At 39.0% G+C, this 15,338-nt stretch carries 10 protein-coding genes and 2 pseudogenes; 5 read left to right on the top strand and 7 right to left on the bottom strand.

Features of this window, described 5'->3' with window-relative positions; genetic code table 11:
- Positions 1–385 precede the first annotated feature (385 nt).
- Positions 386–2,206 carry a PrpR N-terminal domain-containing protein gene (locus tag HMPREF9429_RS05205; RefSeq protein ID WP_006942208.1) on the bottom strand — a complete coding sequence of 607 codons (1,821 nt, stop codon included), beginning with the start codon at positions 2,204–2,206 and terminating at the stop codon, positions 386–388.
- Between the two features lie 300 nt (positions 2,207–2,506).
- On the opposite strand from HMPREF9429_RS05205, the gene HMPREF9429_RS05200 reads away from it, so the two are divergent.
- From HMPREF9429_RS05200 to HMPREF9429_RS05190, 3 genes are read left to right on the top strand one after another with little or no spacing between them, the layout of a single operon-like run.
- The gene (locus tag HMPREF9429_RS05200; RefSeq protein ID WP_006942207.1) at positions 2,507–3,700 is read left to right on the top strand and encodes a CaiB/BaiF CoA transferase family protein; all 1,194 of its coding nucleotides are present in this window, start codon (positions 2,507–2,509) and stop codon (positions 3,698–3,700) included.
- An 11-nt stretch (positions 3,701–3,711) separates the two neighbouring features.
- Positions 3,712–4,617 carry a hydroxymethylglutaryl-CoA lyase gene (locus HMPREF9429_RS05195; RefSeq protein ID WP_006942205.1) on the top strand — a complete coding sequence of 302 codons (906 nt, stop codon included), beginning with the start codon at positions 3,712–3,714 and terminating at the stop codon, positions 4,615–4,617.
- A gap of 24 nt (positions 4,618–4,641) precedes the next feature.
- A complete protein-coding gene (locus HMPREF9429_RS05190) occupies positions 4,642–5,916 on the top strand; it encodes an SLC13 family permease (protein WP_006942203.1) in 1,275 nt (424 codons plus the stop codon).
- 693 nt (positions 5,917–6,609) lie between these two features.
- Here HMPREF9429_RS05190 and HMPREF9429_RS09350 read toward each other — a convergent pair.
- A complete protein-coding gene (locus tag HMPREF9429_RS09350; protein ID WP_006942201.1) occupies positions 6,610–6,906 on the bottom strand; it encodes an integrase core domain-containing protein in 297 nt (98 codons plus the stop codon).
- Between the two features lie 613 nt (positions 6,907–7,519).
- On the opposite strand from HMPREF9429_RS09350, the pseudogene HMPREF9429_RS05180 reads away from it, so the two are divergent.
- Positions 7,520–8,496, top strand: a pseudogene (locus HMPREF9429_RS05180) (relaxase/mobilization nuclease domain-containing protein); the annotation flags it as partial.
- 29 nt (positions 8,497–8,525) lie between these two features.
- Here the strand turns inward: HMPREF9429_RS05180 and HMPREF9429_RS05175 are convergent.
- Together HMPREF9429_RS05175 and HMPREF9429_RS05170 are read right to left on the bottom strand one after the other, a co-directional pair.
- Positions 8,526–10,859: a S8 family peptidase gene (locus tag HMPREF9429_RS05175; protein WP_006942195.1), complete on the bottom strand. Its 2,334-nt coding sequence runs from the start codon at positions 10,857–10,859 to the stop codon at positions 8,526–8,528.
- A 2-nt stretch (positions 10,860–10,861) separates the two neighbouring features.
- Entirely contained in the window at positions 10,862–11,959 is a 1,098-nt protein-coding gene (locus HMPREF9429_RS05170) for an AAA family ATPase (RefSeq protein ID WP_006942194.1), read from the bottom strand.
- A 315-nt stretch (positions 11,960–12,274) separates the two neighbouring features.
- Between HMPREF9429_RS05170 and HMPREF9429_RS09430 the strand changes: the two are divergent.
- Positions 12,275–13,496: pseudogene (locus HMPREF9429_RS09430) on the top strand (ISL3 family transposase).
- 96 nt (positions 13,497–13,592) lie between these two features.
- On the opposite strand, the gene queF reads toward HMPREF9429_RS09430, so the two are convergent.
- Genes queF through folE form a run of 3 tightly spaced genes read right to left on the bottom strand, consistent with a single transcriptional unit; the run spans position 13,593 to position 15,335 of the window.
- Positions 13,593–14,066: a preQ(1) synthase gene (queF, locus tag HMPREF9429_RS05165; RefSeq protein ID WP_006942189.1), complete on the bottom strand. Its 474-nt coding sequence runs from the start codon at positions 14,064–14,066 to the stop codon at positions 13,593–13,595.
- A gap of 1 nt (position 14,067) precedes the next feature.
- Positions 14,068–14,757: a 7-cyano-7-deazaguanine synthase QueC gene (gene queC, locus HMPREF9429_RS05160; RefSeq protein ID WP_006942188.1), complete on the bottom strand. Its 690-nt coding sequence runs from the start codon at positions 14,755–14,757 to the stop codon at positions 14,068–14,070.
- 11 nt (positions 14,758–14,768) lie between these two features.
- On the bottom strand, positions 14,769–15,335 hold the full coding sequence (gene folE / locus HMPREF9429_RS05155) for a GTP cyclohydrolase I (protein WP_198005692.1): 567 nt from the start codon (positions 15,333–15,335) through the stop codon (positions 14,769–14,771).
- Positions 15,336–15,338 lie beyond the last annotated feature (3 nt).

The following is a 15,338-nucleotide window of genomic DNA, read 5'->3' as shown; positions in this document are numbered from 1 at the left end:
TACATACATACACCGGTAAGAATTAAAATTAGTGAGTCCGTCCGAGTATCCGCGACCCACGTCCCGAGACGGTGTTGCAACGCCGGATACTCAGCCCAACACCACGGGCAAGGTCAGTATAACCACTCTCATAAGAATCCGTCAAGAGAAAATCATGTTTTCGTTCCAAAATAAAAAGATGCTACTGCCGGGGCGCGATGCTCGTAAGAACCCCTGCCATACGTCCGAATGCGGCGGCAGAAATACACCTTTTCACTGCAAGTGTAGCAGATCGGATGGGAACTTGGCAAGGGGAAATCAGATATTACACATACAAGTTGTATATCAAAGTTTTATCCGACTTTTAGGGTATGATCTGTGCTTGCAGCGGTCTATTTAATGTCTATTATTTCTTCATAATTCGCCATACAGTTGTCCTGCTGACCGCTAACAAGTCGGCAATTTTTTCATTAGTATATCCTAATAAGTCTTTAACTTTTTCAATTCGTTTCCTCAACTGCTCATTATTTTCCGCCTTAGCTCCGTCCGAATAGGGATACATACTTCTAATTGCCTCTATAATATTTTTTTCGCCGATTGATTTGATTAGACACTCATACCTCCACTCAGCCGTTCTATAACTGGATTGTTCAAGCATTTTTACATATTTTATAGAAACAGTCCTTAGTTCAGTAACATTACCGGGCCAAGTATATGTAACTAAAAGTCTTTCCATCTTCTCAGTTACGGATTGGATTTTCTTAGATTTGGTTAAACTAATAAGATACTTCATAAATAAAGGTACTATATCTTCAATTCGCTGCCGTAAAACAGGTATTTGTAATTGATTTATGGATAGGGCTTGTCTTAAATCCGGACGAATCTTCTGTTCTTCCTCAGGGAGAGCTACCGTATAAAAAACGATATCAAAAATATCCGGTAATGCCATTCCCGGTAAAAATATCTGTTTATGATAGATTGCATTACTCAAAATTGCTTGTACTCGTAATGAGGCCATTTCTATGTTTTTTAATATAACGCTTCCCCCATTTGCATCCACAAGCAATCCATCAATCCTACATCCCTTTTCTATATACCCGTAAAATATTTTATTAGCATTGTCGTCATCAACAAGAGCTAAGTCTATGGTTATACAAGTTTTGTCGGCTCTGTGAGATGCATTATGCAAACACATTGCTACTTCTTCTCTGGCTGTTCCAATTTCTCCTAAAATCATGGTATGCTCTTCTACCGGAATTATACTGTGACAACTATCCACCAGCCCTTTCATACTATCAGAATATGCCGTAATATTTTTCAATTTATACACCGGAAAAGGATTCTTTATGCTTTTCCCTTTTCTCCTTAAGTTATGCGGATTAGGATGGAATGACATAATAACACCGCTATTTTTCCCATAAACGACAATCTTCTCCATAACGCACCGCATCATAGTGTTAGCAATCAAATGATAACTGTCGTTTGAACAAGCTTCATTTTCCATAAGCTTTTTATACGGCAAGTTAGGGAAGAGTTCTTCGACGCTCATAGCCTGAAGATCCTGAGCGGACGCTTGTATATATTTTTCCATAGTCTTATTCATAAATTCAATTTTTCCGTCTTTATCGGTTATAACAATCCCTAATTGAGCCGTGTATAAAACAGATTTAAAAATTCGCTTGTTTCGCTTTGTTTCAAATAATTGGATTGCCAAGTCTCTGGCCCTTAAACAGGCGTCTCTAATAGTTTCCTCACCGGCATACAGCCTCACATAAGGTTTATTCAATGTAATTGCAAGATCTATTGTCGCTGCCGCTCCTATAACCACTTCGCAATCAGTCTTTTCAATAGACTCTTTCAAATCCGAAACATCGTCAAATACTATAGGACATACCATAGTCTCTGACAATTGCTCATACATGGACAAACGAGGGACAATCGTAGCATCTTTATGATATACAACACCGATTTTGGAATATCCCAGTTGTTTTGCATGTTGTATAGCAACCATATAATCTATATCTCTAACACGAAACTCTATCAGCGGCAAGGAGTAGTTTCGCTTAAAGCGTGCCGCACTACCGCCTCCTGTAACAAAAACCTGTGTACCCTCCTTTAATGCCGTGTGAACAACTTCATCCTGATTTAATAAATCCGCTTCATACAAATCATAATCCGTGTCGGTGTGATCCAGTTCACTGATTACCGTCTTTGCTAATTCCCACATATAAGAAAAACACAATATACAAACCTTATACTTATCTTTTCGGACAGATCCCTTCATAACTTTACAACACACATCCCTTCATACCTATTCATTTTTCTCATATATTGAAATTAAGTCGCCATCTTACATCACGTGTTATATGCTTTTTAGTTTCATTCATTTTATATTGCTTATTTATGAAACATTTTTTGTTCATTTTCGCCTTTTTTAACACAATTATACATTACTTGTTCTCTATTTTAACATAATAACCATCAAGAATGTTCTTATTACTTTAATTAAAAGACAGGATGTGACGAAATGAAAAAAGCATTGGAAGACATTATTGTATTAGACCTCACACGTGTACTTGCCGGGCCTTACTGCACGATGATGTTAGCAGACTATGGTGCAAATGTAATAAAAATCGAGGTCCCCAACAAGGGCGATGATACTCGTGCATTCGGACCCTTTAAAAACGGTGAAAGTCTTTACTATGCTAATGTAAATCGAGGCAAAAAAGGCATTACGTTAAACTTGAAATCCGAAAAAGGAAAACAACTCTTCCTCGATTTAGTCAAAAAAGCCGATGTAGTTGTAGAAAATTTCCGTCCCGGAGTTATGGATAAACTCGGAATTGGTTATGACACTTTAAAAGAAGTAAATGATCAAATTATTTATGCCGCAGTTTCCGGCTTCGGTTGCTATGGTCCTAAATCCGATCGCCCCGGATATGATATCATTGCCCAGGCTACCGGCGGACTCATGAGTATTACCGGAGATCCCGGCGGACACGGTATTCGTGTCGGCAACGCTATGGGCGACGTTCTGGGCGGCATGAACTTAACTATCGGCATACTGATGGCACTCCATGCAAGAACACTCATACATAAAGGCCAACGAGTAGACGTATCTTTAGTTGACTCCGTAGTTTCCAGTTTGGAAACAGGGACACAACGTTTCTTTGCATCGGGAAAGCAGCCTGAATTAATGGGAAACCGTTATGCCGCCGCATACCCGTATGATTCATTCCAAGCCAGCGACGGTTTATTTGTTATCGGTTGCGGTAATGATAAGTTATTCTCTCTATTTTGCAACAAGGTAATTAATATGCCTGAGTTGTTGTCTGACCCCAGATTTGAAACAAATTTGAAACGCTGTGAAAACCATCAGGAATTAAAACCCATTATAGAAGAATGGAGCCGCCATCTTACAATCGACGAAGCCGTTACACTTCTAAATGACGCCGGAGTTCCTGCCGCACCTATTAACGGCTTAAAACGTGTGACGGAAGATGAACATATTGCCGAAGCCCGAGAAATGTTTGTATCTTTGCCTCACCCGGTTATCGGGGATATGAAAGTCAACGGCAACCCGGTTAAATTAATGGATACCAAAGTGCAAATCTCCAGACCCGCACCGGCATTAGGACAAGATACCGAAGATGTATTATCCGCTCTCCTGGGTCTTAATGATGCCGAAATTGAAGAATTGAAAACAAATAATTATATTTAGGAGGATCTGTAATGGATATTAAATCTGTAAATTTTGTTGAAGTTGGTCCCAGAGACGGTTTTCAGAATGTAAAAGAATATATTCCTCTCGAAAAAAAACTTCACATCATAGATATGCTGATTCAATCGGGAGTTAAATCTATGGAGCTCACCTCTTTTGTGCACCCCAAGGCTATTCCCCAAATGAAAGACTCGCACGATGTAGTCATTAAAACGCTCGAAAAGCACGGTTCTTCCGACGTTGATTTTTTTGCACTCGTCCCTAATTTATTTGGAGCAAAAGCAGCTGCAGAATGCGGTTTAACCAAAATTGATACGGTTATTTCGGTAAGCGAATCTCATAATAAAGCAAATATAAATCGTACTGTTTCCGAGTCCTTAGAAGGATTAACCGCTATCCGCCAAGAGCTGCCTGACATGGAAATAATTCTTTCTCTAGCAACTTCATTCACCTGTCCTTTTGAAGGCATTACGCCTATAGATAATGTACTGTCTATCATCCGTAAAGGCGTTGACTTAGGAATTCATCAATTCTGTTTAGCCGACACAATAGGCCAAGCCGATCCTTTAATGGTACGAAATACCGCTAAAGCCGTACTCAAAGAATTTCCTAATGAACATTTCGAATTGCATATTCATGATACCCGAGGAATGGGGCTTGCCAGTACATTAGCCGGAATTGAAGCCGGAATTAATTCAGTTCAGGCTGCGGTCGGTGGTCTCGGTGGTTGCCCGTTTGCTCCCGGAGCCTCCGGCAATGTAGCTTCCGAGGACTTGATATTCATGTTAAACGCTATGAACATTCACACCGGCATCGACTTCCAAAAGATGCTTGATACGGCACTATATGAAACGACAGTTATATCCGGTAACTACAGCGGTCACCAGATACACATCAACACCCCCTGCTCCCACTAGGTTAGTCATAACGGAGGTATAATTATGGAAACGATTATGGAGATGGATTTACTTGCATTAGTATTGTTCATTGTTACTATAGTTCTTGCTTTTATACGAAAAGTAAATATAGGTATTTTGGCAATTGCTGTCGGCGCGATCGCAGTCCGTATATTCGGTTTAACAGACAAACAATTAATCAGCGGCATAAGCAGCTCTATGTTTTGTACCTTAGTCGGCATAACTTTCTTATTTGCCGTAGTAAAGTCCACGGGAGCCTTGGACTTATTGGCTGAAAAAATAATTTCAGCTACGGGGAAAAAAGTTTGGCTTCTTCCGATCGCAATCTACATAGCCGGATTTATTGTTGCTGGTGTAGGCCCCGGTGCAATTCCCGCTTTAGCAATCATCCCGGCTATAGCCGTTACAACAGCTTTAAAAGTAGGTTACAATCCGATTATGTTAGCCCTCATAGGTGAATTCGGATTGATAGCGGGCCGAATGACCAGCGTTACACCCGAAGCCGCTGTTATCACTAGTGCAGCAGCTACTTCAGGTATTGATAATGTAATGCCCGCTATACTGGCTTGTCAGACAATCATTACCCTTGTCATCTCTATCCTTGTATTCATTTATTTCAAAGGATATAAATTGACAACGACCAATGCAACGGTAACAAAACCCGGTCCCTTTACTGCTAAACAGCTGATTGCTTTAAGCGGTATATTATTGATGTTAGTATTAATGATTGTATTCAAAGTCAACATCGGTTTAGCAGCCTTTATATCCAGTGCCCTTTTAGTCCTATTCGGCATCGCTCCCGATGGAGAATGCTTAAAAGCCCTTCCTTGGGGAACAATTATTATGGTATTAGGTGTCGGCGTCTTATTAACCATCGTAGATAAGGTTGGCGGAATAAAGTTACTGAGCGCCGCAATTTCTTCCATTATGACCAGTAATACGGCAATTCCTCTTATGGGCGTGTCGGCAGGTTTACTCAGTCTGGTAAGTTCTGCATTGGCAGTCGTATATCCTACCATGATGCCCATGTGTACCGATATAGCTGCACAAGTCGGTGGAGTTGAACCGCTTGCCTTAATGGCAGCCGTCGGAGCCGGAGGCTCGTTAGCAGGAATTTCTCCCATGTCAACAGGCGGAGCTCTAATCTTAGCCGCAATGGGGACCAACGTAGAAAACTTTACCTCTACCCAACAAGCTAAAGTATTCGTTCAGTTACTTATGGCGGCGGCAGCTTCCCTCGTTGTCATTATAGTCGTATCAGCGTTACTGTTTGACCCCATTGTTTCATTATTTATATAAACTTCTTCTCTTTCTCAAACATTGAGGAGTAAGTAAACAAATGGTATTACTCGGCACCGAACACAGTTGTGTTCGGTGCCTCTTTTGCCATACCCATTTTGGAGTTCAATAATATTGAAGTCGGCACCTACTCAGCACTGACCTCAATATTTATTATAAAATAAAAAATGCCCAAACCCGATATAACTAATGAACATGTGTTGCACACATTCAAAATAATATCAAGAATGAGCTTAGTACCCGACAGTCGGAGCGTCCCCCGCAGGCAACCGGTACCAGTGTCGCTTCGTCTGACGCTAGACCCGACACATCCGGTGACCTAAGTGTATCAAAATATAAGGACGCACGTCAATGAAGGGAAAACAAAAAAACCGGCGTATACACATACACCGGTAAGAATTAAATTTAGCCCGTCCGACGGAGTACCCCCGACAGGCGTCCCGAGACGGTGTTGAAACGCCGGATACTCAGCCCAACACCACGGGCAAGATCAGTATAACCACTCTCATAAGAATACGTCAAGAGGAAGTCATGTTTTCGTTCCAAAATAATGTAGTGTATCAAGACATTTGTGACAAGGGCTCATGCAGAATGAGCTAAGAAGAATTCTGTCACCAGTTCATTGGGTGATTTAAATCCAAGTATCCGTTGTACGATGTTGTTATAGCGGCTAATATACCGTTTATGAGCTTTTCAAAGGGCTTCTATCGTTCTAAAGCTACGATTATAAAAGTGCTCTCTGTCTCGTCTGTAGCTACGCTCAACCTTGCCGTTTTGCCACGGCGAGAACGGTCGAATCGTTTTATGTTCTATCTTTAGCCATTGCGCTACCACATCAAACTGACAGATTCGTTCACTGATTCCCATATTCGTAAACTCCCTGCCATTATCTGTTTGTACAGTGCTTATCTTAAATCCTATCTTGGATTCCAACGTCAACAAGAACTCACTCGTATGAGTAACTCTTTTTTCATCAACAATAGCCGCCACTCGTTTCCTTGAATATTCATCAATGGCTGTAACCTGATAGTACTGCGTCCCATTCGGGTTTTCCTCGATACATTCCCGGGGAACATATTTTATACCTTCTCACCCGGATACGATACTACGTCCGGCTTCCATTTACTTTTGGGGAAATTCTTGACCTTTTTTACCGTGAACTGATGCTTACGTATTTGCCTACACATGGATCCATATGAACGAGTATATCCCCGTTTACACGACTCTACGTATACTTGAGCCAACCCCTCGTGACGATATCGCGTATTCATCTGACGAACTATAGCTAATTCGGCTGTCGTGTGTTGGTTGGGCTGTGTATGCGGTCTTCGGCTTAAAGGTCTCAACGAATCTAGGGTTCCATCGTATCTTTTTAACCACCGTTGTGCCTATTATCTGCTCGTATGATAACACCGAGCTGCCTCTGCATTGTTTCCATGCTTAATGGCAAATTCACATATCCGTTTACGAAGTCTCAGTTCTTCGGTTATAATAGGTCTCATAAGAAGGGTCTCCTGTTATCTTGTTGGTTTGGTCACTTGCATTATAACAGAGTTCCTTCTTATTTTTTATTTCTTTGTCACATATGTCCTGTTCTCTTACAGTAACAGGAAAGTGCTATCAGTCCAACAAAAGAGGCTATCATCAAATCAGGTGTCAAAGCGATAAGCAATACAAAGAAACCAACCTATCTGTGATTGATGAGTTCTACAAGAGCTACAAGAGAAAGTACAAAACAAATGGTAAGCCATGGTATGAAAATGAACAATCTAAGAAAGGTACTTCTTGGAAAAGCAGGCTTCAATTTGACATTGTTCGTCTAATAAAACAGTCTAAGGATTGGGAAGAATTTCTAAAGAAAATGGCAGAGCTTGATTATGAAATAAAGTATAGAAAACATATAGCCTTTAAGCCAAAGATACGCAGAGATTTACAAGGGCTAAGACGATTGGTGAGGACTATATGGAGGAAAGATTAAGAGAACGTATTACAGAAAATCAAACTATCAAACCTCCATCTGTCAAAAAACGAATCAGAAATGTCATCAATATGAATACCAATATAAAGGTAAAGGAAAGTAAATGCTACGAATATTGGATACCCAAACATAACCTCCATACAATGGCTGAGTCTGCTATTTATATCAGAGAACATGGCATTAAATCAGTTAATCAGCTTGACGAGTATATTCAAAAAGCAGCGGATGAAAGTCAAAATATCCAAAAGAAAATTAAGGCTATTGATAAGGAAATGCAGATGTATTCTACTACTATGAAGAAAGTTCATACCGTTAAAAAATACAGGGCACATGCTACAAGGAATATAAGTCTAATCCATCTGACAATGCATTTTTGAAGAGTACAAAGCTCAGATTCCCCTATATAAAAATGTTCTTTCAGAGCTTAAAAAATCCTATTCCAAGCTCCCAAATTCAAAAGATATTTTAGCTGAGCTTGATAAATTACAAAAAAAAAGAATACCCTCATGCAAGAGTATTCTTCCTCAAAATCTACTATGGACAAGCTTTACAAGATACGAGAAAATTATGGAATTTATATGGGTAAGGAGATTGAGAGATAATTAATTTCTTACCCATTTTTAATGTTCTTTTATAACTTAATATTGATATTTTCTGATATTTTGATATTATTGTGCCAAAAATTATATTCATCGAGTTTTTGTGTAATACCATTATAAACATTACAAGTATTAGTTGGATCTTTAATTGTGATGATTAAACAAAATTCTTGACTTAATTCCCTATTCTCGATAACTGCCCTATCTTCAATACTACTTCTATAAGTGTTATCTATTGTTAAATACCATTTTTTATCGGCAGTTGTATATTTCAATTTGTTCCCGTCTGTTAACTCAGATGTATCCACTGCATATTTTTTTACTGGATAATATTTGTCTCCATACTGAATTAACATTCTTTCTTTTAACGCAAACTCTTTCGATGATTCTCTCATTTTGACCTTGCTATATAATGAACCCACCAATATATTTTGAGCCCCATTCCTTCCAATCGGATTTAATATACAATTCTTACTTGTATCTCTAGGTACCTTTTCATCATAAGAACCAAACTTCACATCTATATTCGATTGACAATATTCGAACCCTTGAGTTGGATCTAAAATAGGATCATATACAAGTGTTACAATAGCCTGAAAATTAAAGAACCCATCCTTTACCAAGCATTCTGGCATAGGAAAGTCTTTAATATCTATAAATCTCCCTTTTGGCAGAACATCTCGCAGTATTAAAGTTGTCTCATTTGGAGTATTATATAATATGTTATGAACGGTATTAGGTAATCCAAAACCAAGATATTTAGTTCTTTCAAATTCTGATATTTCAGTATTATTAGGATAATTAGCTGAATGAATTATTAAGCTTTTCAATAACAACGGGTCAAATTCTTCATCCATTTCATTTAATAATCCCGCAGCTAAAGCCGCTACTCTAGGGGTGGAAAAGCTAGTGCCTGCTTGTTCTGCAATCTCTCCATTTTTAGAAAATGATTTTACTCCCCCTTGAATAATCTCTCCTTGTGAATTAACTCCAGCATTACCGCCTAAATGAACAATATCAGGCTTTATTATATATGCAGGACCTGGACCTCTTCTCGAAAATGGCGATAAGTTATATGGCTCAGATATCCAACCATACTCTTTTTTATCTGCAATAGATCCAACCACCAATGATCTAACGGAATCAGCTCCTTCTTGTAATTTGCCAACAGCACCTCCTCTAGAAAAATTATCACAATTTCCAGCTGATTTACATATTAGGACATTATATTCGTCTTGAATATCATCCAATGCAATAGCAAAATCGCTAAATTTTTGTTCAGATATTTCTCGAACAATACTTATTGATAAATTCCATATTTTTATTTCTTTATGGTTATTTTTTATAACCTCTCTAATGTTTTCTATTAATTCATCTTCTTCTATGCTTTCCTTTTGAGTATCTGGAAAAATCGCAGCGTCAAAGACTCTTATATTTTTAGCCCCAACAACTTCTTCTCCTTGAAACTCATCCCCATATGTAATAACACCCGCAACAAATGTTCCATGACTTGCCGATATTAATTCATTTGGATATGGGGAATTTCTATTTCCATAAATCCATGACTTTAATGGGGCTATCCCACATATTCCATTATCTAAAACACCGACAATCTCACTTTTTTTATCAGCATCATATTCTTTTACTTTAACTTCATCTTTTTTATTCAAAATATCTAAATTAATTGATACATATGGCATAGGAACAAATTCTTCTGCTAAGTCAAATAATGTGCTATTTACAAGCTTATCCACTTGCAAATTTGATATATTGCATAGTTTATATATTATCAGTGATTTCGTATAATTTGTTTTTACGAATTCTACATGTTCATTTCTCAAGAGCATCTCAAATTTTGCTTTATGACTCGTGTTAACAGAAAACTCATTGAAGTTAAAAAGTTTTACCTTATAGTTAGAGACGCCTTCCGTTTTATATGCAGTAGGCTTATATTTAATGATATTGTCAATACCCGAAATACCATATGCATTATTTTTAACATCGGTTATTTTTTCTTCAATTTTAGCTCCATCTTTTTGAGAATCTACACGAACAATTAAAGTATTTTCATCTGAAACTCCAATAACATTATTCTTATTAGTAAAAAATATATTCTCAATTTTCTTTCTATGGCTTTTAGCATGAGCATCTTTATTTAATTTTGCTTCAATTATAACTGGTATGTTTCTGTCTTCCCAATCTTCTTCTAACGCATCAAAAATCATTCGAGACAATTCAGCAGATTTTTCATTTAACTCACTACCACTTAGAACAAATTTAGGAAGTTCTTTTTTACCTCCACCTTCTACTCTTTGTTTATCTTCTTCACGTTTAGAAAAAAATTTAATTGGCAATTTCTCTTTCATTATTATTCACCCCTTAACTTTTTAGAAACCATCTGTATTCTTCTCAGTGGAAATCCACAACTTTGCAATTCTCTATGAGTCATTCTTCCTTGAATTAAAAATTCAAGGAACTCCATGTCACTAGTTATTGAATGATTTTTGAACAAAAATGCCTCCCTTAAAATATCAAATAATGTAATCTTATTTTTTTCATTTATTACGGAACTTCTCATAGAATTATTCATTATAGTGTTAATATCAGAATGACTTAATCCTATTAGCAAACTTGATATATTCTCAATTTTCTTATCTGAAATATCAAATTTAAATTTTGATGTATCGATACATGTATGAATCAAACTATTAATTTCAAGTTCTGTTGGTTTACTAACACTTAAAACTCTATTAAATCTTCGCCAAATAGCGGGATCAAGTAATTCATGATGATTTGTAGCTGCAATTATAATACTATCTTTGCTAAAAACATCTATATTTTGAATAAGGCTATTTACAACTCTTTTTAATTCTCCCGTCTCATTTTTATCATCTCTTATTTTAGCGATTACATCAAATTCATCTAAAAGCAAGATACATTCTTGCCTTGAAGCAAAATCAAATATTTTCCTAATATTTTTTGCTGTATTCCCCAACAAAGATGAAATCATTCCATCTAACCTTGCTGTTATTAATGGAAGTCCAGTCTCCATAGATATATATTGTGCCATTGAGGTTTTACCACATCCCGGCGGACCATAGAGAAGCAATGTACAAGGTTCATCTATTCCAGCTTTTAATAATTTATCTCTATTTTCATAGCCTTTTATAAACTCCTTGATTTTGTTGTCAATTTCATTATTCAAAATTAATTTGTTTCTATCAATAATTGGATAGCAAATATCCACCATGTCCATTCTGCTTTCACCATCAACAGGCCTAGACGATAATGCATCTAAGGACAGTATTCCTCCTCTTTTTTTTGATAATAAATTATTTATTTTTCGTGATAATGCTAAGTCACCATCATTTTCTAAATTTTGGGCCAATATTTTAGAATAATTAAAGACCTTTTCCTTGTCTCCGGATAACGCACCTTCAATTATTTTGGAAATTTCAGTATACATTCCATACACCCCCTATTTTATTCATTATACATCAAGCCGAATTGTTTTTTCAATATTTTGTTATCAAGTCTATTTTTTTTGTTATTATTTTTTAATTATTGTTATTATAGTTATGTCCACCCGTTAAACAAGTGGTTTTCTCTGACCCTATAAGGGTCTTTCTCTAGTGGATACCCCCTCTATTATTACAGGTTCTATAATAAATGTTTGGGTCAACACCAAATAAGTGCTGACTTCAACATTATTTTTTTGCAAAACAAAAGCATATGAGGTTCGCATGCTTTACAATAAAAGTGTCCAAGCCCTAAAGAAAGGATGCGATCTCATATGCCTACTATTGATTATATACAACCCTTCTTCAATATTAAAGGGGAATGTATTACCCATTCCTACCAGAAAGATAATTCCTTAGTCTATGAAGTGATACTTCCTGTTACGGAGCATACCTGTCCTTATTGCGGGCATACTACGAAATACATAAAAGACTATCGAGTCCGTACGATAAATTTGGGGAGTATTCATGGTTTACATATTTGTGCTAAATACAAACAACGTAGATATTCTTGCCCTCAATGTACCCATTCATTTTCAGAAAAAAATCCCTTTATTCAGAGGTATAAGCAATTAGGGATGACGACTATTTCCGAAATATTTCGTCTGTTACATGGAGGGCTGAACTACACAACCATAGTCCGTGCTTGCCACGTTTCCGTTACTACCGTCATTCGGTATTGTTCCCTTATTTCTATTTCACGACCCAAAGAATTACCGACCGTCTTGGGCATAGATGAGTTTAGAGGCAATGCAGCCGGGCAGAAATACCGGGTAATCTTAACCGACCCGGATAGCCATCATGTTATTGATATTTTATCAAAGAAGTATACGAATGCGCTGTGTCGGTATTTCGCAGCCTATAGCCGGAAAACAAGACAGACGGTTCGCTTTATTGTGGTGGATATCTCTCCCAATTTAGTCTTGTTATGGAACCCCTGTTTCCCCATGCCCATATTGTGTGACCGATACCCTGTTTGCCGTTGTTGGAAAACACGAACAAAAGAAGCTGGTACGCTATTCAGCCACGCTAAAGAGCAACAAAAGAAGCCTTATGAAGCGCCCCGGCCGCCTAATGGATGCCGCTCTTATTAAGTTAGAAGAGATTTTACGGATTTCCGATAAGTTAAGAAAAGCATACCAATTAAAACAATAATTTCTTCATATCTTGAAAAGACAGAGTAAGGAACGAATTACGTACCACTTAGAATGGTGGTTACAGAGTGTAAAGACATCTCAGTTACTGGAATTTAGGAACTTTTCCACATCCTTTATTTCATGAAAAGGCCAGATAACCAATGCGTTCTTACTACCTTTTTCAAAAGGCTATACGAAGGAATGTAATAACAAGGTCAAAGTATTGAAACGAATAAGCTACGGCCTTAGACACTTTGAGCACTTCCGAACTCGTATCCTATTGTTAAGCAAAAAGAATGGCATCGAACACGAGGGTATTCGATGCCAAAGAAACTTGTTGATCAGTTAGACCCCAACATTTGCAAAAGAGCCTCAAAAAAGCTCTCGCCACTAGGCGAGAGCTTTTCACATATTAACATTATTGACCCACTACATCCCCAAGCATCTACCGATTATCCACCTTTTCGGGATACATGTCGTGTTCGGCCAGGCGTTTAAAGGCCACGTCTTCCCACTTAGTTCCTTTTTTTCCGTAGTTGCAGTACGGATCGATGGAGAGGCCGCCGCGAGGCAGGAATTTTCCCCATACTTCAATGTATTTGGGATCCATAAGTGTTATCAGGTCTTCCATGATGATGTTGACGCAGTCTTCGTGGAAGGCACCGTGGTTTCTGAAGGAGAAGAGGTAGAGTTTAAGGCTTTTGCTTTCCACCATTTTTATATCCGGTACGTAGGAAATGGTGACGGTCGCAAAGTCTGGTTGTCCCGTTATGGGGCAAAGGCTCGTAAATTCAGGGCAGTTAAATTTAACGAAGTAATCGTGGTCTTGGTGCTTGTTTTCAAAGACTTCCAAGATTTTCGGGTTGTATTCGTTGGCATAGGTCACGTTCTGATTGCCTAAGAGTGTCAATTTTTCCATCTTATTTTCCTTTCAGTAAGGGATCGATCGTGCCGTTGGCAGAAAAGGCCGCTTCTCTGTCTCTACAGGTACCGCAGAGGCCGCAGGGCTTGTCTCCCCCTTCATAGCACGACCAGGTCAGCTCGTACGGTACATGAAGGCGCAGGCCTTCAGCCACAATGTCCGCTTTATTCATGTGAATGAACGGAGCTTCCAGAGTAATCCCACCGCCCGTACCCTCGTAAACAGCCGTTTTCATGGCGTCGAAGAAGGCCGGCGAGCAATCGGGATAGGCCGCTCCCGCCGCATCATCCGCATGGGCGCCGTAGACGACGCGTTCGCAATCGAGGCTGAGAGCCACGCCGGCGGCGGCGGAAAGGAAGATGCCGTTTCTGAAGGGTACATAAGTACTTACGGGCGACTGCCCCTTTGTTTCTTCAATTTGTTCGGCATAGCTCGTTTGCGGCACGGCCTTATCCGAATTTTCCATCAAGCTGTTGTGACTGTATGAAAATAAGGGGCTCACATCAAAGGAGATTCGCCGTACGCCGTAATAGTTCGCAATTTTTTCAGCACAATTCAGTTCTTTTTTATGTTTTTGTCCGTAGAGTACGGAAAGGGCTATGACATTTTCAGCTCCGTACGTGTCTACGGCCTGTGCCAGAGCTGTCGTCGAGTCGATACCGCCGCTCAGTAATACTGCTGTTTTCATATAATCGTCCTTTATTGTAAATAAACTTGAAGGGTTGCATCCGTCTTAAAACGTCCCCTTAGTTCCACCGTCTTTGTCCGCGTACTACGGTTCTTAATGCCGCGCGTCGTCACGCAGGCGTGGGATGCCGTCAAAATAACGGCCACGTCGTCACTTCCCGTCGCCTTGGCCATAATATCCGCAATGTCTCTGCCGATTCGTTCCTGGAGCTGAAGCCTTTTTCCTACGGCATCACAAATTCTGGCAATCTTGGACAGGCCGATGACTCGCCCTTTGGGGATATAGGCTACTGTCGCCTTCATATCGTACATAAGTGCCATGTGGTGCTCACAAAAAGAAAACATATCGATATCCTTCATGACGACGACACGGTCCTTATCTTCAGTCTGCTCTTCGTCTTCAAAGGTCTTGGCCAGGCGGACCGCAATATCGTCATTCGACTCACCGATACTTGCGAAGACTTCTTCATACATGTCCGCCACACGCTTGGGCGTTTCCTTCAGCCCTTCTCTTTCCGGGTCTTCTCCCAAGGCGACGAGGATGCCGCGAATATGTTCTTCTATGGCTTTTTTGTCTATCAT

The sequence above is a fragment of the Megasphaera micronuciformis F0359 genome, from assembly GCF_000165735.1.
Taxonomy (GTDB): domain Bacteria; phylum Bacillota; class Negativicutes; order Veillonellales; family Megasphaeraceae; genus Megasphaera; species Megasphaera micronuciformis.
This window is presented reverse-complemented; position numbering and strand designations above follow the sequence as displayed.

What these genes read in the sequence shown, in the direction of transcription:
- HMPREF9429_RS05175 (WP_006942195.1), bottom strand. Translation starts at nt 10,859, where the DNA reads ATGAAAGAGAAATTGCCAATTAAATTTTTTTCTAAACGTGAAGAAGAT.
- HMPREF9429_RS05170 (WP_006942194.1), bottom strand. Translation starts at nt 11,959, where the DNA reads ATGTATACTGAAATTTCCAAAATAATTGAAGGTGCGTTATCCGGAGAC.
- queC (WP_006942188.1), bottom strand. Translation starts at nt 14,757, where the DNA reads ATGAAAACAGCAGTATTACTGAGCGGCGGTATCGACTCGACGACAGCT.
- HMPREF9429_RS05200 (WP_006942207.1), top strand. Translation starts at nt 2,507, where the DNA reads ATGAAAAAAGCATTGGAAGACATTATTGTATTAGACCTCACACGTGTA.
- queF (WP_006942189.1), bottom strand. Translation starts at nt 14,066, where the DNA reads ATGGAAAAATTGACACTCTTAGGCAATCAGAACGTGACCTATGCCAAC.
- HMPREF9429_RS05190 (WP_006942203.1), top strand. Translation starts at nt 4,642, where the DNA reads ATGGAAACGATTATGGAGATGGATTTACTTGCATTAGTATTGTTCATT.
- HMPREF9429_RS05205 (WP_006942208.1), bottom strand. Translation starts at nt 2,206, where the DNA reads ATGTGGGAATTAGCAAAGACGGTAATCAGTGAACTGGATCACACCGAC.
- HMPREF9429_RS05195 (WP_006942205.1), top strand. Translation starts at nt 3,712, where the DNA reads ATGGATATTAAATCTGTAAATTTTGTTGAAGTTGGTCCCAGAGACGGT.